This is a genomic window from Pseudoalteromonas sp. G5_S1_14_S5 (genome assembly GCF_054968605.1).
In genome coordinates, this window is sequence record NZ_JBQKUM010000017.1 from 1 (window position 1) to 18,713 (window position 18,713).

Consider the following 18,713-nt stretch of genomic DNA (forward strand, 5'->3'; position numbering starts at 1 on the left):
ACACCTATGTTGTCAAAGAGCCTTCCAGTTGTCAGTGTTTATTTCGACTTGAATAATGATGGGAAGTTTGATTCTTTAGAAGATCTTGTTTTGAAAACTAAACATATCAATGAATTTTCTAAGTTTGGTCAGTATGGGATCAAAGATTTTCATTTCACTAAAATAAATTACTCTTACGATGAAATGATGTTCTTTACCTTCAATTTCGATATGAAGGACAAGTCAAAAAACAAAGGAACACAGGCAGATAACACTTTTTCGGACGCGACAAATAACCCAATTCGACTTGGGCGTGATGACAAAGGTTTTCATTTTCAAATTAGCGACAAATTGGGCTGAGATCAGTTTCTACGAAGTATAAAGGCAATCTAGAGTTTTTTCAGTACAGATCCGTACCCAAGTGGGGTATCTCACCCTCACTATCCAGTAAAATTTTATTTCACGCCAACCCAGTCGTTCCTTGAACAATATGATTCCAAAATACCAGCTCCTTCAAAACACCCTGTAATGATACAGAATGCTGAGGGGGCTGAAGCCACACTTGATGGTTTTAAAGCATCTGAAAACCTGGGTTTAAATAAGACGCTATGGGAAAAACTCGTTCCTATCCCTTACCCTGATTTAAATAATTTATGTAGTGATGGTTATTCCAGCAGTTGCACAAAGTTCCCGTTTAATTTCTATTTCGCAACACAAAGCCAACGTGAACAATTGATAGGGATTTTAGGTCAACCAAAACACAGTTTGTATTATAACACTAATCAAAGTGGTGATTGGGTGCTAGGTTTTAAGAGCACTATATACACAAAAGCGGATGCACCTGCACCGTTTAAAGCTCTTGAAAACAAGGTTAAATCCATTCAAGATACAACGAACGTCAAAATCGTAATTGGTAACAATAAAAATGCTAATGATGAATCATATCAGTGGCACCAATTAGGAAGTAATCAAGGTATCTTTTATCCAGCCAACTCTATAGTTCGTGAAATAAAAGTAATGGTTAAAAAGTGAATTACCGATTCTCAACTCAAGTTATACGGCAACCAAAATTAAAGCTAAATCACCTGCGATTTTATATTAATTTCTAAGGTGTACAATGTGTAATAAGGCAGCATTTGCTGCCTTTTTCATACCCGTAATATACTCAGGTATAGAGTGTTTCGCGTTTATTTTGTATAAGGGTGATGAACCCAATTGCAGTCTAATCTTTACAAAGCTCAGTATTTACTTCTATAACATTACACGCACAAGGTGTCACTTGTAGCAACGAATATGCTCTATCAATTTCTTTGCTATTACTATGTTCTGATATTGTAATACCACTATCACTTTGCCTATGAGAACTTGAAATGGTTAAAACTTGCTCATTAACTAAGTGTATATTAATTTCTGATAAACTCAGTTTTATCTGTTCATTATTTTCACTTACATAGGAAACTGTGATTTTATTTTTCATTGACAAATCCATCTTTAAATTAGCTCATTGATTTAAGTAATAAACTACGGTTTCATTAATATATTCATCATCTGTTCATGACGCTCTAGGAAGTTTTTAGTAACAGCATAATGTTCAGTGTCTTCATAAGCCACTTCATATATTCCAGTTTCTGAAAACTGATATATTTTAGCTCTAGGGTACGCTAATAAAATTGGAGAGTGCGTAGCGATTATAAACTGAGAATGCTCTTCTACTAGTTGATGTATGGCAGATATCGCAGCCATCTGGCGTGCAGGTGATAGCGCAGCCTCAGGTTCATCCATGATGTATAAACCGTTACCACGGAGCTTATTTATTAGTGTTGCCATAAATGATTCACCGTGAGATTGCTGATGAAGAGATTTCCCCCCATAACCTGTTAAATACCCAGTTTCATCCATCAATGTAGCGACATTATAAAAGCTCTCTGCTCGAAGAAAATAGCCATCTCTAGGATGCTTAAAACTCTTTATAGATTTGATAAATTTGTGCAGTTGTGAATGTGTATGACTCGTCGAAAACGTTGAATTCTTAGTCCCTCCCTCTGGGTTAAACCCTTGTGCAACTGCGATCGCTTCGATAAGAGTAGATTTCCCTGTCCCATTCTCACCTACGAAGAACGTGACATCAGGATGAAATTCTAGATGGTCCAACTCCTTGACGGCTGGAATGCAAAAAGGGTAGTCATCAAAGCTATCAATATCATCTCGCTTTAACTGTATTTCCCTTAGGTAAGGTTTATCTTCTAAAAGCATTTTTTCCTTGAACCAAGTCCTATTCACTTGTTAGTTTATGTTGAGAACGCAGAGTTCAGCTTAATATTAATTTAAGTAGGCAAAACATTACATAAAATTCAACTTTCAACTACTCTTCCTTCTGTTATTTACACAGCTGAGGGCGTTGGATTTTTGGCGAATACTACATTGAAGTATATGTGTATTTGGAGGCTATGACATATGGTTTAACTCATGTCCTTTTGCACTTTATAGCTCCCGGCTGAGCTGCCGCATGTGTCTTCCACTTGAGCATTCTGTGTGATTTCATCCACTATCGCGTTGGCTATCACCTCCTCATCAACCCAACAGCTCAGAGAACCACGGTTGATTAAGGCTTTATGTACTGCTTCCAATGAGTTGTTTTGTATCGAGATTGAGGTATAAGGCTACGATGATTAACTAATATAGCCGATCAGATCGTAACTTCCTGATTTAGTTCCATCGAATTACTCATCAAAGCCCTTAACACTCACAAAGTACGAAGAATGAGTGTCAGTGTGCAATTCTTGACTCAAATGACCTCGCAAATTCTTGCCCTGTAAATCACTCAGAAAACGCCACAAAATTTCATGGCGAAATTGTACATACAGCCTTCAACAAGTGTTCAAAAGATTCGCTTAGAGTGCTCCAGACGCCTCACGGGTTGTTTTCGATAGCAAAATCTTATATTTGCCATAACAGGGAAAATGTATACCGAACTTTTTGTGGTTTGCTAAAGATTTTCTTTCAGGCTGATATGCAGTTTTACTGGTGAAGATTATCTTGGTGATAATCCAGAATGAGACAATAAACAGCTCCCCAAAGGGATCTGTTCTTCGGTATGGAGCCACGAAATTGAACGTAATAGGAATAATGTTCAACAAAAAAAGATGTCGATTTTTCCCGATATTGTAAAGTTATTCTCTCTATTGTGTATGTAAGCTTTTCTTTCCGAATTATACATCAAATCCATTTTCAATGGCTGAAGAATCACTTTTACCTAATAGAGATAATAAGTACATGTTTTTTAAGGTTTAAGCCAAGAGTGGTCTGATGTGTCGTTTTAAGTTGACACCAAATTAATATTAAGTTTTTATGATACGCCCCTAATGTATTTACATGGCTATTAAATAATAAACAAATAAGGCAGATATGATGCAAGTAACTTTCCAAGGAAACCCAGTAAAAGTTGTAGGTTCGATCCCAATGACAGGTGAGAAGGCTAAAGAGTTCACTCTAACTGCTTCTGACTTATCAGATCTGACACTTTCATCACTAAAGGGCCAGAACGTGATCATCAACATATTCCCAAGTATTGATACACCTGTTTGTGCTGCTAGCGTTAAGAGATTTAATGAAGAAGCTTCGAAACTTGAAAACACAACTATTTTGTGTGTTTCAGCTGACTTACCCTTTGCTGTAGGCCGCTTCTGTGAAATTGAGGGAATCGCTAATGTTCAACATGCGTCTACTTTCCGAAGTGAAGGTTTCGCAGAGTCATACGGAGTGGCTATTCCTGAAGGCGCTTTGAGAGGTTTAACAACCCGTGCAATAGTATGTGTGAATAATGAGGGTGTAGTCACTCACAGTGAGTTAGTATCAGAGATTACAAATGAACCAAATTACGACGCTGCAATCAAAACATTGGTACAATAAATGAACAAGTTATTATTAGCAGCATCTTTGGTTATTTCAACAAATGCTTTTGCACAATTTAGTACTACAGATTCAAATGCTGAATTTGGTAAAGACCAGGTAGTAACTTTAGAAAAAACAAATAAGTTCAGCTTGTCTGGTGAAGGTATCAAGGTCGGAGATTACATGCCATCAATTCAATTGGTGACATCTGAGTTAAAGCCATTTGATACTAGCTCGAACAATAAATCTGTGAAGATTTATAGCGTATTGACCTCAGTAGACACGCCCGTTTGTGTTCAACAAGCTATTGACTTAGATAAGTACTTTTCAGAAAATCAAACTGACTTGAGCGGTATTGAACTATTTGCAATTAGCGCTGACACACCATTTGCTCAACAGCGTTTTCTTAAAGACCATGATTTACAAGGTATTACATACCTTTCTGACTCGTCAAAGCATCAGTTTGGTTTGAAAACAGGTTCTCAGATTGAACAATTAGGTTTGTTAACACGAAGCATTATTGTTGTTGATAAATCCAATAAAGTTGTTTATACGCAAAGGGTTCCAGAGCTGACTACAATTCCGGACCTTAAAGAAGCGGTACGAGCAGCAAAGGCATACTTATAAGCTGATATCATAGTACTCATTTATATGGGTTGTGAGCGCAAAAACCACTCTTATATGAGAGTGGTTTTTTCATTTCTGTATACCTTAAATGATTCAAGAATTGCTATTATAATACTTTTCGAAAACAACTTTAGTCTAAAGACGTGCTGACGCCGATCTCGGCAAACACGTCTTTACCTCATTATTGCTTTCGCCCAAACGCCTACGCCATCTACTGGGTGAATCTTGACCATACATAAATAATCCGACACCCCAAACTCATAAAGAATGAAAAATGGTTATCAGAGTACAGTTCTTTGCTCAAATGAACTCGCTTAGAGCCTTTGAGGCAGTCTGAGATTTATTTTTGGTGGCAAAGTCATACTCTTTTCATAATAGGGATTATGAACAACGTTTTTTAGCGACTGAAAGCATTTGCCCTTTAGTCTGATGTCCGGTTTCACTGGTGCAGAGCACCCACGTATAAGTAGCCATTTGGGTTGTCCAGAAAGGTATGATGGTCTTAGGAGTTGAAACACGCAGATATAAAAATCGGCCTCAACAATGCTGAGGCCGATTATGAAATCTTTTGAGGCTTGCTCAAATACTTGAAACGTTCGGCAGTAACCAATAGGTTGCCTTTTCACGCCCTAAACTTCTCATTAGAAGTTGTAGCTAGCACCAAAGTAGACGGCATCAACGGTATAGTCTTGGGTGTAGTAACCCGTTGTTTCTACCTCAAACGTATCTGCTTCGTACGCGAGGCGCAAAGTTAAACCATCTATAGACTTAGGCGAATATTCAACACCCAGGCCAGCATGGACACCCGTTCCCGTATCACTGTCAAAGCCTGCTGATTGTTTTGTATCTAGATCAACTGATGACAAACCAATAATCGCAAACGGGCGCCATCCGCTGTCGAAGGTATAACCTAGGTTAGCAGATAGAGAAATACTGGTAGGTGAGGCCGCGGTTTGACCTCCTTGCTTATAGTTCAGATCGCCGTAATAGTTATAAGCCATCTCTGCACTCACGATTCGGTTGAACTGGTAGCCACCGTACATCTTCAGTGCAGTACCGTCAGGTTTAACGTTGGTTTCATAACCGTCAATGTCAAAGCCTGTGCTACCCACACCACCACCAAGATACCAGCCCTCAGCTAGTTCGCTTGAGTTAGCAAAAGATGAAATTGACGCAAGTGCCAAAGTTACGAGTACTACTGCTTTTTTCATTAGAGATCCTCTTGAAGTAACATTATTTAACCATATGTTATGGTGCGTAGCATTCTATTCACTGTACACATAAATGCAAGTGAAAGCACAAAGCGAAACGTATCTAATTAAATTTAGTGTAATTTGTGATCCTAACGTTGTCTGTCAGACATATTTCACTCAATACGCACCTAAAGCAAACTCTTTGCTAGTGCGATCATTTTCTAGCTCAAAAGCACCCATTCCTTCTTAGCGCGAGAATCAACTCATACTCAATAGCTAAAAATAAGCTATTGAGTATTGGTTGAGATTTCATTGAAAAGGCTGCATTGTAGAATCACAAGTGACGGCGCAAAATCGTATAGCAAGCGTTATGTTTTCGTAGCAAATAAATTTGGAGCTTTGATGATTGAAATTGATTACTTGGTTCATGTGGTTGAAATTCCAGACGATTTGATAGAAGCGTCGAGGGATACCAATTCAGATTTATATCGAACTTATAAGATTTATGAAATTCTTGTTCAATCGAATTTATTATGGCGAGTTTGGTATATCGATGAGTATGGGAAAATATGGCTTGAAGTAAACTTAGTCAATGATGACGGTGACTCAGAATTTCATACGATAGCTTTAGATGAAGGTACTTACTTAAAAGTTAGCGCTGAATGTTATGAGGCTTTAGATGAATTAAAATAGTGCCAAACATACAAGCGTTCAAGGCACTTTTTCTAATCTAAATTACCCACGTTAAAAACCATACTCTGACGTGTTTTTGTCCAAAAACTTGCTAGAGAACGATCATACTAAGTGTGATCACACTTAGTTTACCAGCGTGCAAGAACTGTTCAGCATGGCCCCCGCAAAGCAGCTGTCGTGTAAAATTCACGAGAGCCCTTCAATTAGCATTGTTTGCATATAAGTATTTAAAACATTACCTATAAAAACCACCCGAATTGAACTGTGTTTATAACCAGTTTTTTCGGACTTTTTATGTCTATCAGAAACCTAAAAGGCGGCAGCAAGAAACCTAAAAGGCGGCAGCAAGAAACCTTGGCTTTGCGAGTGCAACCCCCAAGGCCGTAAAAGCAGCCTTTCCATCAGCTCAAACAATGGTGATATTGCCTGGTTAAAGTCTATATTCAACAAGTTAATCAAGTTCAAGGAATGGAAGTTACCTAACCCTATTGATGGTGTAGAGCCCATTAAAAGAGCAGAATCTGAAGTTACTTTTTAAGTGAAGAGCAAATCATGCACTTGTTTGAAGTTATTAAAGAAAGCAAAGTCAGTGAAGAGCTCACTACCATTTTCAAAACCTGTTTAGCGACTGGGGCACGTATCAATGAGGTAGTCGAAATGAGAGGAAGCCAATTGCTTAAGCACAAGCTGACTTTCACTCATACTAAAGGTCAAAGAAACCGAACCGTTCCAATATCAAACAAGCTTTACAAAGAGCTTCACAAGCCAACAAATGATAAGCTTTTTAGCTGCGGTTATGGTGTCGCGCATAAGTGGCTAACAAAAGCCCTACCCGACTTACCAAAGGGTCAAGCCACTCATGTTTTGCGCCATACTTTTGCCAGCCATTTTATGATGAATGGTGGTAATATTTTAGTTTCGCAAAATATTCTGGGGCATCAAAAAATTGAGAAAACCATGATTTATGCTCACTTTTCCCCGAACCATTTAAGTGACGCAATCACCTTTAACCCCGTCACTCAATACAGCCTATAGCACCCTCAAAAAGTGGCGATGGAATTTACTAAGCATGGTTAAATACGGTTAACCATGACATTCACTAAATCAACAAACCCTTGATAAATAAGTAATCATAAGGGTTTGCAAGAGGTATAAGAATAAATGAAAGTAATTAGCTTCAACATCAATGGCCTAAGAGCGCGCCTTCACCAACTGCAAGCGGTTATCGACAAACACCAACCTGACGTGATTGGTTTACAAGAGATCAAAGTACACGACGAGGCCTTCCCAATTGCAGATGTAGAAGCAATGGGCTATAAGGTCTACTTCCATGGCCAAAAAGCACATTACGGTGTCGCGATGCTGTGTAAGCAAGAGCCTATCTCTGTGCAGAAGGGTTTCCCAACAGATAATGAAGACCATCAAAAACGTATGATCATGGCGACGTTTGAAGATGAAAATGGCGAAAAGGTTACTGTGCTCAATGGCTACTTCCCTCAAGGGGATAACATCAAGCATGAAACCAAATACCCATACAAGCGTGAATTCTACAAAGACTTGATGACCTACCTGAACGACAATCACAATAAAGATGAGCAAATCATCGTGATGGGTGACATCAATATTAGTCCTATCGACGCAGATATCGGTATCGGTGAACCAAACGCTAAACGTTGGTTGAAAACAGGTAAGTGTTCGTTCCAACCAGAAGAGCGTGAATGGCTAAAAACATTGATGGATTGGGGTTTTGTGGACAGTTTCCGTTTACTGCACCCTGAAGTTAATGATCAATTCTCGTGGTTTGATTACCGTTCAAAAGGCTTTGTAGACAACCGCGGCCTCCGTATTGACGTGGTACTAGCAACTCAAAAACTTGCTGATAAGTGTACTGAAGCAGGCATCGATTACGAACTCCGTGGTATCGAAAAACCCTCCGATCACGCACCGATTTGGTCAACGTTTAAGTAACCAGTTAAACGAACTCTTATAATAAAAACGGCGCTTCAATAAGCGCCGTTTTGTTAACTATGCAGAATGCTATTAACTAAGTGGTCTTAGGTAGGCGAGGAAACGTTTCTCTGCATATTTGAAGATAGCAATGATAATAAACGTTAGCGCCATGTAGAATAGACCAGCTGTTAAGAACGACTCAAATGGAGCATAGTAGCGTGAGTTAACCAAACGCGCTGCGCCTGTTAAATCCATGATGGTTACGATACCTGCTACCGCAGAGCCGTGAAGCATGAAGATAACTTCGTTACTGTAAGCTGGCAGTGCACGACGTAAAGCACTCGGTAGAATGATACGACGGTAAGTCTTCGGTGTACTCATGCCATATGCTTTTGCCGCTTCCACCTCACCTTTAGGTAAGCCGTTGATTGCACCACGGATAATCTCAGCCGTGTAAGCAGAAGTATTCAGGATAAATGCCACCAACGCACAGAACCAAGCGTTTTCCCACAAGGTGTCTTTCACTGGGAAGAACTGATCCATGCCGTAATAAATCAAGTAAAGCTGTACCAGTAAAGGGGTGCCACGGAAGAAATAGATAAACGACCACGCAGGTGCGTTAATCAACATATTGTGGCTGTTGCGAGCGATAGCTAATGGTATGGCAACAAACAAGCCAATAATTAAAGCGACGCAAACCATCCAAGCCGTTGTCCATAGACCACCAAGGTAAATCGGTAGGCTTTCAATTATCAATGAAAAGTCCATAACTACCTCGCGTGGATGCTAAATTTGCGTTCAACAAGTTTAAGTAAACCAGTCGATACACTAGTGAAGAACAAGAAGATAAGTGCCACTGCCATGTAGAAGGTAAATGGCATCTTAGTTGAACCGGCAGCTAGTGCGCTAACACGTACCATATCTTCTAGGCCAATAATGGAAACCAAAGCCGTGGTTTTAAGTAAAACTAACCAGTTGTTACCAAAACCAGGTAAAGCGTGACGAATCATTTGTGGTAGCAGAATACGACGAAAAGCTAACACAGGGCTCATACCATAAGCCTTTGCTGCTTCCATTTCACCGCTGTCGACAGCCATGATCGCACCACGGAACGTTTCTGCCATGTAGGCGCCAAAGATGAAGCCTATGGTTAAGACACCAGCAACAAAGGGGCTGACATCAATATAATCTGGTAAGTAAGAGGTCCACTCATGGTTAGGATCACTGGACGTGAACCACTCATTGAGCCACTCATTGATGGAATACAAACTGTTGTTTAAAAGGATCTGTCCACCAAAGAAAATCAGCATCATCAACACGAGATCGGGAATGCCTCGAATGACGGTTGTGTATAGAGTTGCAATAGCACGAGCCCAGCGATATGGCGCAAGCTTTGCCAAGGCTCCTAACATACCGAGCACCATAGCTAAAATGAGCGACAGCAAAGCAACTTCGATTGTAAGCAACGCCCCTTTCAGGATCGATACTTCATATCCTTGTAAATCAAACATAATGAATTCCAACAGAACTGCGAAAAAGTTGGTAAGACAGGGAGAGGATTGCCTCTCCCTTAAGAATTGACGCTAGGGATTACTGACCGTATACGTCGTAGTTGAAGTATTTAGCCGCGATATCTTGGTAGATGCCTTTTTCACGCAGAGAAAGGATTGCCGCATCTAGCTTCTTGGTTAGGTCTTTATCTTGCTTACGTAGAGCAATACCAAAACCTTCACCGAACCACTTAGGATCGGTTAGTGATGGACCAACAAACTCGTACGCTTCACCGCCCGCTTTGTTCAGTACACCTTCTTCTAGAGCAGAAGCATCACCTAGTACAGCGACAACTCGGCCGTTTGCTAGATCAAGGTAAGCTTCGTCGAAAGAACCGTAACGAACGATTTCAACCGTGTCACCGTAGTTGTCTGTTAGGTATTTATCGTGAGTTGTTGCACGTTGAACGGCAATTTTTTGACCGCTTAGGTCATCGAAGTTAAGGCCTGCACCTTTCTTAGCGATGAACTTGTTTGGAATAAGTGCATATTTGCCAGTGAAGTCGATTTTCTTCTTACGCTCTTCAGTGATAGACATTGCCGCGATGATCGCATCATATTTACGAGCAAGTAGGGAAGGGATGATACCATCCCAGTCTTGTGCAACGATCTTACATTGCACCTGCATTTCAGTACAAAGCGCGTTAGCCATGTCTACGTCGAAGCCTTTTAGTGAACCATCTGCTTCTGTCCAACTAAATGGAGGGTAAGCACCTTCAATACCAAAGCGTACTGTTTTCCATTCTTTCGCTTGAGCTACACCTGTTGCCGCTGTTGCAGCAAGTGCCGCGACTAATAACCACTTTTTCATATCCCTACTCCTGTGATTTAGGTTTTTATGTTTTGCTAGTTTTAATATTGTTTTGCGTATTGAACTGTGTTGTTGTGTTTCATTGTTTACATAACTGCCATTCACCTTAGCAGTAATGTTTCAATTCTGTTCTATTTCGCCTTTCACTGCCAAGACCAATTAATAGATCGAGGAGATAAATTGTTGTAATCGCTCAGACTCTGGGTTCGTAAACAGTTTAGCTGGATCGCCCTGTTCTTCCACTAAGCCTTGATGTAAGAACATCACATGGTTTGACACGTCACGAGCAAAAGCCATTTCATGTGTTACCACAAGCATGGTTCTTCCTTCTTCTGCTAGATCACGCATTACGCCAAGCACTTCCCCAACTAATTCAGGGTCAAGTGCAGATGTTGGTTCATCAAACAGCATTACTTCAGGATCAACCGCTAACGCTCTTGCAATCGCAGCACGTTGTTGTTGTCCACCAGATAAGTGACCCGGATAGTAATCTTTACGCTCATACAGGCCTACTTTCTTAAGTAGTAGCTCTGCATTTTCAATAGCTTGTGCTTTAGGTACACCCAATACTTGGACAGGTGCTTCAATAACATTTTCGAGAACGGTCAGATGAGACCAAAGGTTGAAGCCCTGAAAAACCATCGCCAAACGAGAACGGATTCGTTGAACTTGTTTTTCATTAGCAGGGACAGATACACCTTGGCGGTTATTTTTCATCTGAATTACTTCACCATTAACCCAAATCTCGCCTGCTGTAGGTGTCTCTAGAAGGTTGATACATCTAAGGAAAGTACTTTTACCCGAACCTGAAGATCCGATAATCGATACCACATCGCCTTTATGCGCAGAAAGTGAAATTCCCTTTAAAACTTCATTTTGACCAAACGTTTTGTGTAGATCCTTTATGTCCAGCGCCGGTACATCTTTCATGCGCTTTCTCTCCCAAGTTTGTGAAAATGCAAGGTACTCCGACCTTTTCATGCGATACAAATTAGCACCACACGGATTAACATGCAACAAATTATTAACCTAACAATTGAGAATAAATAGCACTTAATCCTGACTAACTATGTAAAAGACAGCGCTTTCAGCTCAATTTTATGAATATATTCTATCAACAAGCTATAAATCCGACGCTTACATTGTTTAAATAAAGTTAACCAAAATGAGATTCTCGTAACCCAATGTCTCACAAGAAAAACAAGTTTGGTGAACAAAGAAGTGTCGTTGAAAGCGAAACCATAAATGCGGATTCAGTAAGCGACACACTCTATGAGCCACAATTATTTTAACGCTCCCGTATTGTAAACGGTTGACCTAGGTATGGTTGAAGTAATTAAAAATGAAATAACTCAATAATAACCAGTCAGGCACTCCGCCAATAGCTATGCTTTATAAAAGGAAGGAAACATCAATTTATGAAAATAAATTACACGATTCATCAAAATTACGTTAATTGAACACTGCATTCTGTAGCTTTCTTTCATAAATACTCATAAAGTGATCAAGATCAATCACCCTAAAGGGTAAGCTTGTTAGACTCCTCAACACACAATAAGGCATCAAAAATGCCATACATCTCTATTAACTTAGCTGCATAAATCACATCAACACCGTGTAATAAATGTTAATGAGTTACAACTAAGAAATAACACCATTACGCGAAATTATAGAATTCAATTTTGAATTACTAACATAAAAATATGAGGAATCTATGTCAGACGTTGTCAATAATTCGAACTCTGAAGTAGATGAGAAAAGCTATAAAGAGCTACACCGTCCTGCTTCTGAATTTGAGAACCGCTCAAATTATCTAGATCACGAACTTCAAATCATGAAGCCTCGTCGCTTTGGCCTAAACCTTCCAGGCCGTGATTTCCGCTTTGAACTCGAAGACCTTATTCCTGCACTGGCTGGTACCATTGGTATCATCGCGATGTACTCTGCAGTAATGATGTCTTGGGCCGAAGGTCTAACTCAAGCTTGGGATCACGTAAACCTTGGTAAAGAGTTTGCTATCGAAGTTGCTCGTGTAGAAATGCTTATCCCTGCACTGCTATTTTGTATTCTTGCTTCTGGTTTCTTCAACCCTAAAGCAAACCTCGCCGGTAACCACGGCCCAATGATTCCTCTTATCGGTACCATCGCTCTCGCTGGTGCTCACCCTCTTGCATTGGCAATCCTAATCGGTGTCTTCGGTCTTATCCTAAGCTTCCTTAAAGGTGGGTCTAAGCTCGTCAACCTGACTTCTGAAGGTACTGCGGGTGGCTTGCTCATCTTCTTGGGTCTAACCGGTACAATGAGCCAAATCAACTCAATTCAAGCTTGGGCAGTTGATCTTCAGTCTGACACTGTTGCCGCTGGTAGCATGGGTTACATTGGTTTGATTGTTCTTGCCGTTACCATCGGCCTTTACGCATTCCTTGCTAAAGTAAACAAGCGTTGGTTAGCAATCCCTGTTTGTGCTTTCACTGGTCTAGCTATTGCTTTAGTACTTGGTGCTGGTTTCGATATAAAATTCGTAACTGAAACAGGTATTCCAAACTTAAACCCAATCTACTGGTGGGGTTCGACTGAAGAAGGTTGGATGCTTGGTTTACCAAACGTTGAGCACTTCATCGCTTCTCTACCATTTGCAATCCTAGCGATAGCAATGTGGTCACCAGACTTCCTAGGTCATCGTATCTTCCAAGAACTGAACTACCCTAAAAAGTCTGAAAAAGTTCTGATGGATGTTGATGACACAATGACTATGTGTTCAGTTCGTCAAGTGGTAGGTACAGCAGTTGGTGGTGGTAACATCACTTCATCTTGGGGTACTTACATGATCCCAGCGGCTATCGCGAAACGTCCAATCCCTGGCGGCGCAATCTTGCTTGGCTCTCTATGTATTATTGTTGCGATTCTTGGCTTCCCAATGGACGTAGCAGTATGGCCACCAGTGATGCGTGTTGCTCTACTTGTAGGTGTATCCCTACCTTTACTTGAAGCGGGTATGCAGATGGTTAAAGATTCAAAAGATTCTCAAGCAGCTGGTATCTGTATCTTCGGCTCTGCGGTCGTTAATCCTGTACTAGCATGGGCACTGACTATGCTCCTAGATAACAACGGTCTAATTGGTGATAAGGAGCGTGCTAAGCGTCTATCATTCGTAGACAAGATTGTTATCCCAGTTAGTGTTTTGGTTATCTGTCTAGTAGCAATGCTTGCAGTTGGTATGCTAGAAAACCAATATGGTCTAAAAGCTTGGCTATAATCTCCTTTACTACACAAAAGTAGTAACCGGATTAAAAAAAAGTTTGGGTGCCCCCCCCCCTGTCACTCAAATTTTTTTAACTTTCTTTAGCATTTATTGATTTAGTTTAAGGTTTGCAGAAATTTTTTAGCGTAGTCTTGATTACATAGAGTAAAGACAACATATAAAAAGTAGTGACAATATATATAACCATATGAAGCACATATGCTCATATATATTGTTATTAATAGAGTGTACTACCCTTACGAGGGGCGCTGGCTCAACAGTGTTAATGTACGTGTTTTTTCTACTAAAAAGGTAGGTATGTCATGGCAGAGCAATTTGCTAAAGCTTGGGAAGATTTTGCTGCAGGTGAGTGGCAAAGCGAAGTAAACGTTCGTGATTTCATTCAAAAGAACTACGCGCCGTATGAAGGCGACGAGTCTTTCCTAGTTTCTGAAGGTACTGAGGCTACTAACAAGCTTTGGGCTTCGGTAATGGAAGGTATCAAACAGGAAAACGCAACTAAAGCACCTGTAGATTTCGATACTTCTGTTATCTCTACCATCACTTCTCATGATGCGGGTTACATCGAAAAAGATCTAGAAACTATCGTTGGTCTTCAAACAGAGAAACCCCTTAAGCGTGCGATCATCCCTAACGGTGGTATTCGTATGGTTGAGGGTTCTTGTAAAGCATACGGTGAAACTCTGGATCCAGCTGTTTCTAAAATCTACTCTGAATACCGTAAAACACACAACGCGGGTGTTTTCGATATCTACACACCTGACATCCTAAAATGTCGTAAGTCTGGTGTTCTAACTGGTCTTCCAGATGCTTACGGCCGTGGTCGTATCATCGGTGACTACCGTCGTGTAGCTCTATACGGTATCGACTTCCTAATGAAAGACAAGCAAGCTCAATTTGCTTCTCTTCAAGAGCAATTCGAAAGCGGCGAAAACCTAGCAGAAACAATGCAACTTCGTGAAGAGATCTCTGAGCAACACCGCGCTCTAGGTCAAATCAAAGAGATGGCTGCTAAATACGGCTTCGATATCTCTAAGCCAGCTCAAACTGCTCAAGAAGCTATCCAGTGGACTTACTTCGGTTACCTAGCGGCTGTTAAGTCTCAAAACGGTGCTGCAATGTCTCTAGGTCGTACTTCGACTTTCCTAGACATCTTCATCGAGCGTGATATCGCTGCAGGCAAGATCACTGAAGTTGAAGCTCAAGAGATGATCGATCACTTCGTAATGAAGCTACGTATGGTTCGTTTCCTACGTACTCCTGAGTACGATGAGCTATTCTCTGGTGACCCAATCTGGGCTACTGAGTCTATGGGTGGTATGGGTATTGACGGTCGTACACTTGTTACACGTACTAATTTCCGTTTCCTAAACTCTCTATACACAATGGGGCCTTCTCCAGAGCCAAACATCACTGTTCTTTGGTCAGAGCAACTACCTGACGGCTTCAAGCGTTTCTGTGCGAAGGTATCTATCGATACTTCTTCTATCCAGTACGAAAATGATGACCTAATGCGCCCTGACCTAGAGTCTGATGATTACGCTATCGCTTGTTGTGTATCTCCAATGATCGTTGGTAAGCAAATGCAGTTCTTCGGTGCTCGTGCTAACCTCGCGAAAACAATGCTTTACGCAATCAACGGCGGTGTAGATGAGAAGCTTAAACTTCAAGTAGGTCCTGTTTCTGACAAGATCACTGACGAAGTTCTTAACTACGATGACGTAATGGGTCGCCTAGACACATTCATGGACTGGCTAGCTAAGCAATACGTGACTGCACTAAACAGCATCCACTATATGCACGACAAGTACAGCTACGAAGCGTCTCTAATGGCTCTTCACGACCGTGACGTTCGTCGTACTATAGCTTGTGGTATCGCTGGCCTATCTGTTGCGGCTGACTCTCTGTCTGCAATTAAGTTTGCTAAAGTTAAGCCAATCCGTGACGAAGACGGCATTGCAATCGATTTCGAAATCGAAGGCGATTACCCTAAATACGGTAACAACGACGCTCGTGTAGATGATATCGCTTGTGAACTAGTTTCTACGTTCATGAACAAGATCCGTAAGCTTAAGACTTACCGTAACTCTATCCCTACACAGTCGGTTCTTACTATTACATCTAACGTTGTATACGGTAAGAAAACAGGTAACACTCCAGACGGTCGTCGTGCTGGTGCTCCTTTCGCTCCTGGTGCTAACCCAATGCACGGTCGTGATGAGAAAGGTGCTGTAGCGTCACTAACGTCTGTAGGTAAACTACCGTTTGCTGATGCACAAGATGGTATTTCGTACACGTTCTCTATCGTACCTAACGCTCTTGGTAAAGATGCTGAAGGTCAGAAAGCGAACCTTGCAGGCCTAATGGATGGTTACTTCCACCACGAAGCTGGCATTGAAGGTGGTCAACACCTTAACGTGAACGTTCTTAACCGCGACACTCTAGAAGACGCAGTTAAGCACCCTGAGAAATATCCTCAGCTAACAATCCGTGTATCTGGTTACGCTGTTCGCTTTAACTCTCTAACTGCAGAACAACAAGCTGACGTAATCGCACGTACATTTACTGAATCTCTATAAGCTCATGCACGATACACAGTAAATAACAATTAGCCTCGCCAATGTGCGGGGCTTTTTTATATCTGATACTAATTCCAGTATCTTCAACATTCTCCCAAAATGTTCGATTGAACCAAAAAGGCCTTTTCCGTTCACTTTTTTCTACAAATCCGTACAAATTACGGTAATATCGCGGTTCATAATTTAAGAGTAACTGCTCCATGAAATACCTTCGTTGTTTACCCCTGATTCTTCTCTCTTTTTCATCTTTGGCGTCTGAACGCTCTACGGTCACTTTCGCACTAGACAATGATGGCGTTTTTGGCGTTGACCAAGACTATACCAACGGACTGTTTCTGGGTTACACATCATCAAGCATTACGCCATACGATTGGGTAAAACCCTTGAGTCTTTCTTACTGGGGCGCAAGCTCTTTAGATAAATGGGAAATCACCCTTGGCCACAAAATGTACACCCCTTCTGATATCGAAGTAGAAACGCCATCAGCGAATGACCGCCCATACGCAGGTTACTTGCATTCAGAATTCAACTACATCAGTTTGAGCCCACAACAAGCTCAGCGTTTTAACATCACTTTTGGTACCACCGGTGAACGAGCGCTTTCTGAAGATGCTCAAAAACTGGTTCACTCAATCACTAAATCAGATGAGCCTCTGGGTTGGGAATACCAAGTTGATGATGAGTGGGCAGGCAGCGTTGGTTACCTAAGCCACTTCAATCTCATGCGTAATCAAGCGTTAGCGAATACTGATTTCGAGATTTCTAACGTTTCAGAAATTAACGTGGGTAACTTTAGAAGTGATATTTCAACAGGATTTATGTTCCGTTGGGGTACTGACCTAGGTGGTAACCTTGGTGCGGCTAATATCACGAGCGAAAATCCATTTAGACCAGGTATGATCGGCGCATCGAACAGCGGTTGGTTTACTTATGCAGGCCTCGAAGGTCGCTACCGTTTCAATGACTTAACCATTGAAGGGGATCGCTATGGTGTTGATGAATACGCAAATAAAAATAATGAAAGTCCAGCTATCTACGATGTGACTCTAGAGAACGTTCAAGCGACAGCTGTAATGGGTGTGGCTTGGTACAATCAATACGTTGGTGCCTCCTTCGCGCTAACCGCAAAAACGCCAGATTACAAAGAAGCGAAAGAGTCTATCTACACCACCGGTGGCATTACGATGTTCGCGTTCTTCTAGCGAATCATTCAAGCTTTCACATTTACTTTTCAAGTGTGGTAAAGGCAATCATCTTCAGTGGTGATTGCCTTTGTTTTTAAAGGTCTCGTTAGGATTTGACCCTATTTTATGTACCGTTTTTGTAATAAAATAAAGGGCATAAATTCCTCTACGAGAATAGCTCATGTCTACAACTGGTCGCATTCACTCATACGAATCTTGTGGTACTGTCGATGGCCCTGGTATCCGCTTTATTGTATTTCTTCAAGGCTGCTTAATGCGTTGTATGTACTGCCACAACCGCGATACATGGGACCTTCATGATGGCAAAGAAGTCACTGTAGAAGAAATCATCAACGAGGCGAAATCTTACCGTCACTTCATGAAAGCTTCTGGCGGTGGCATCACCTGCTCTGGTGGTGAAGCAATGCTACAGCCTGAGTTTGTCCGTGACTTCTTTCTAGCTGCTAAAGCTGAAGGTATCCATACTTGCCTCGATACCAATGGCTATATTCGTAAGCACACAAAAGTGGTTGATGAAGTATTAGACGCCGCTGATCTTGTGATGCTAGATCTGAAACACATGCGTGATGAAATTCACCATGATTTCATTGGTGTATCTAACAAGCGTACTCTCGATTTTGCCCGTTACCTTAATAAGATTGGTAAAACGACTTGGATCCGTTACGTGATTGTTCCTGGATACACAGACACACCAGAAGATGCACACCTACTTGGTGAGTTCATTAAAGACATGGATAACATCGAAAAAGTAGAGCTACTTCCTTACCACAAACTGGGCGCGCATAAATGGGAAGCTCTTGGTTTGGACTACCCTCTTGAAGGCGTAAACCCGCCAATTAAAGAGACAATGGATGAAATTGTTGCTGTTCTGAGCCAATATCACTCTAACGTAAAATATTAATCCCAACAGTATTCAACGCCTGTTTCAAACGCCTCAATTTCGATTGGGGCATTTTCTTTTGTTGGCTAGACA

Annotated in this window: 17 protein-coding genes and 2 pseudogenes; 12 read left to right on the plus strand and 7 right to left on the minus strand. The window is 41.1% G+C overall.

What is annotated here, in order from left to right:
- Both ACTRWI_RS07155 and ACTRWI_RS07160 read left to right on the plus strand, forming a co-directional pair.
- Positions 1-339 (plus strand): hypothetical protein (locus ACTRWI_RS07155; RefSeq protein ID WP_499130116.1); only part of this gene is annotated, 339 nt, incomplete at its 5' end.
- A 168-nt stretch (positions 340-507) separates the two neighbouring features.
- Positions 508-1,011 carry a hypothetical protein gene (locus ACTRWI_RS07160; RefSeq protein WP_499130118.1) on the plus strand — a complete coding sequence of 168 codons (504 nt, stop codon included), beginning with the start codon at positions 508-510 and terminating at the stop codon, positions 1,009-1,011.
- Between the two features lie 190 nt (positions 1,012-1,201).
- On the opposite strand, the gene ACTRWI_RS07165 is transcribed toward ACTRWI_RS07160, so the two are convergent.
- Both ACTRWI_RS07165 and ACTRWI_RS07170 read right to left on the minus strand, forming a co-directional pair.
- Entirely contained in the window at positions 1,202-1,456 is a 255-nt protein-coding gene (locus tag ACTRWI_RS07165) for a hypothetical protein (RefSeq protein ID WP_499130120.1), read from the minus strand.
- 44 nt (positions 1,457-1,500) lie between these two features.
- Positions 1,501-2,232, minus strand: a complete 732-nt coding sequence (locus ACTRWI_RS07170; protein WP_499130122.1) for an AAA family ATPase — start codon at positions 2,230-2,232, stop codon at positions 1,501-1,503.
- A 1,152-nt stretch (positions 2,233-3,384) separates the two neighbouring features.
- Here ACTRWI_RS07170 and tpx point away from each other — a divergent pair.
- Both tpx and ACTRWI_RS07180 read left to right on the plus strand, forming a co-directional pair.
- Entirely contained in the window at positions 3,385-3,888 is a 504-nt protein-coding gene (tpx, locus tag ACTRWI_RS07175) for a thiol peroxidase (RefSeq protein WP_499130123.1), read from the plus strand.
- The gene (locus tag ACTRWI_RS07180) at positions 3,889-4,497 is read left to right on the plus strand and encodes a redoxin family protein (protein WP_499130124.1); all 609 of its coding nucleotides are present in this window, start codon (positions 3,889-3,891) and stop codon (positions 4,495-4,497) included.
- Positions 4,498-5,138: 641 nt separating this feature from the next.
- Here the strand turns inward: ACTRWI_RS07180 and ACTRWI_RS07185 are convergent.
- Positions 5,139-5,708, minus strand: a complete 570-nt coding sequence (locus tag ACTRWI_RS07185; RefSeq protein WP_499130126.1) for a porin family protein — start codon at positions 5,706-5,708, stop codon at positions 5,139-5,141.
- Positions 5,709-6,092: 384 nt separating this feature from the next.
- On the opposite strand from ACTRWI_RS07185, the gene ACTRWI_RS07190 reads away from it, so the two are divergent.
- The 4 genes and pseudogenes from ACTRWI_RS07190 (at position 6,093) to xthA (ending at position 8,351) form a co-directional block, all read left to right on the plus strand.
- A complete protein-coding gene (locus tag ACTRWI_RS07190; protein ID WP_499130127.1) occupies positions 6,093-6,383 on the plus strand; it encodes a hypothetical protein in 291 nt (96 codons plus the stop codon).
- Between the two features lie 397 nt (positions 6,384-6,780).
- A pseudogene (locus tag ACTRWI_RS07195) lies at positions 6,781-6,921 on the plus strand (phage integrase); the annotation flags it as partial.
- A 5-nt stretch (positions 6,922-6,926) separates the two neighbouring features.
- A pseudogene (locus tag ACTRWI_RS07200) lies at positions 6,927-7,418 on the plus strand (tyrosine-type recombinase/integrase); the annotation flags it as partial.
- A gap of 126 nt (positions 7,419-7,544) precedes the next feature.
- Positions 7,545-8,351 (plus strand): exodeoxyribonuclease III, encoded by an 807-nt coding sequence (gene xthA, locus ACTRWI_RS07205; RefSeq protein WP_499130129.1) that lies wholly within the window; start codon positions 7,545-7,547, stop codon positions 8,349-8,351.
- A gap of 72 nt (positions 8,352-8,423) precedes the next feature.
- On the opposite strand, the gene ACTRWI_RS07210 is transcribed toward xthA, so the two are convergent.
- The 4 genes from ACTRWI_RS07210 to ACTRWI_RS07225 all read right to left on the minus strand — a co-directional run bounded on the left by ACTRWI_RS07210 (position 8,424) and on the right by ACTRWI_RS07225 (position 11,624).
- A complete protein-coding gene (locus tag ACTRWI_RS07210; protein WP_499130130.1) occupies positions 8,424-9,089 on the minus strand; it encodes an ABC transporter permease in 666 nt (221 codons plus the stop codon).
- A gap of 14 nt (positions 9,090-9,103) precedes the next feature.
- On the minus strand, positions 9,104-9,844 hold the full coding sequence (locus tag ACTRWI_RS07215; protein WP_063524191.1) for an ABC transporter permease: 741 nt from the start codon (positions 9,842-9,844) through the stop codon (positions 9,104-9,106).
- A 79-nt stretch (positions 9,845-9,923) separates the two neighbouring features.
- Positions 9,924-10,694 (minus strand): ABC transporter substrate-binding protein, encoded by a 771-nt coding sequence (locus tag ACTRWI_RS07220; protein WP_499130132.1) that lies wholly within the window; start codon positions 10,692-10,694, stop codon positions 9,924-9,926.
- 159 nt (positions 10,695-10,853) lie between these two features.
- A complete protein-coding gene (locus ACTRWI_RS07225) occupies positions 10,854-11,624 on the minus strand; it encodes an ABC transporter ATP-binding protein (RefSeq protein ID WP_499130134.1) in 771 nt (256 codons plus the stop codon).
- Between the two features lie 784 nt (positions 11,625-12,408).
- On the opposite strand from ACTRWI_RS07225, the gene ACTRWI_RS07230 reads away from it, so the two are divergent.
- The 4 genes from ACTRWI_RS07230 to pflA all read left to right on the plus strand — a co-directional run bounded on the left by ACTRWI_RS07230 (position 12,409) and on the right by pflA (position 18,641).
- Positions 12,409-13,950, plus strand: a complete 1,542-nt coding sequence (locus ACTRWI_RS07230; RefSeq protein ID WP_499130135.1) for a DUF3360 family protein — start codon at positions 12,409-12,411, stop codon at positions 13,948-13,950.
- Positions 13,951-14,258: 308 nt separating this feature from the next.
- Positions 14,259-16,535, plus strand: coding sequence for a formate C-acetyltransferase (gene pflB, locus ACTRWI_RS07235; RefSeq protein WP_499130137.1), 2,277 nt, complete (start codon positions 14,259-14,261; stop codon positions 16,533-16,535).
- Between the two features lie 200 nt (positions 16,536-16,735).
- Complete coding sequence (locus tag ACTRWI_RS07240) at positions 16,736-17,737, plus strand: lipid A deacylase LpxR family protein (RefSeq protein ID WP_499130138.1); 1,002 nt, start codon at positions 16,736-16,738, stop codon at positions 17,735-17,737.
- 163 nt (positions 17,738-17,900) lie between these two features.
- Positions 17,901-18,641, plus strand: coding sequence for a pyruvate formate lyase 1-activating protein (pflA, locus tag ACTRWI_RS07245; RefSeq protein ID WP_499130140.1), 741 nt, complete (start codon positions 17,901-17,903; stop codon positions 18,639-18,641).
- The last annotated feature ends 72 nt before the right edge of the window (positions 18,642-18,713 follow it).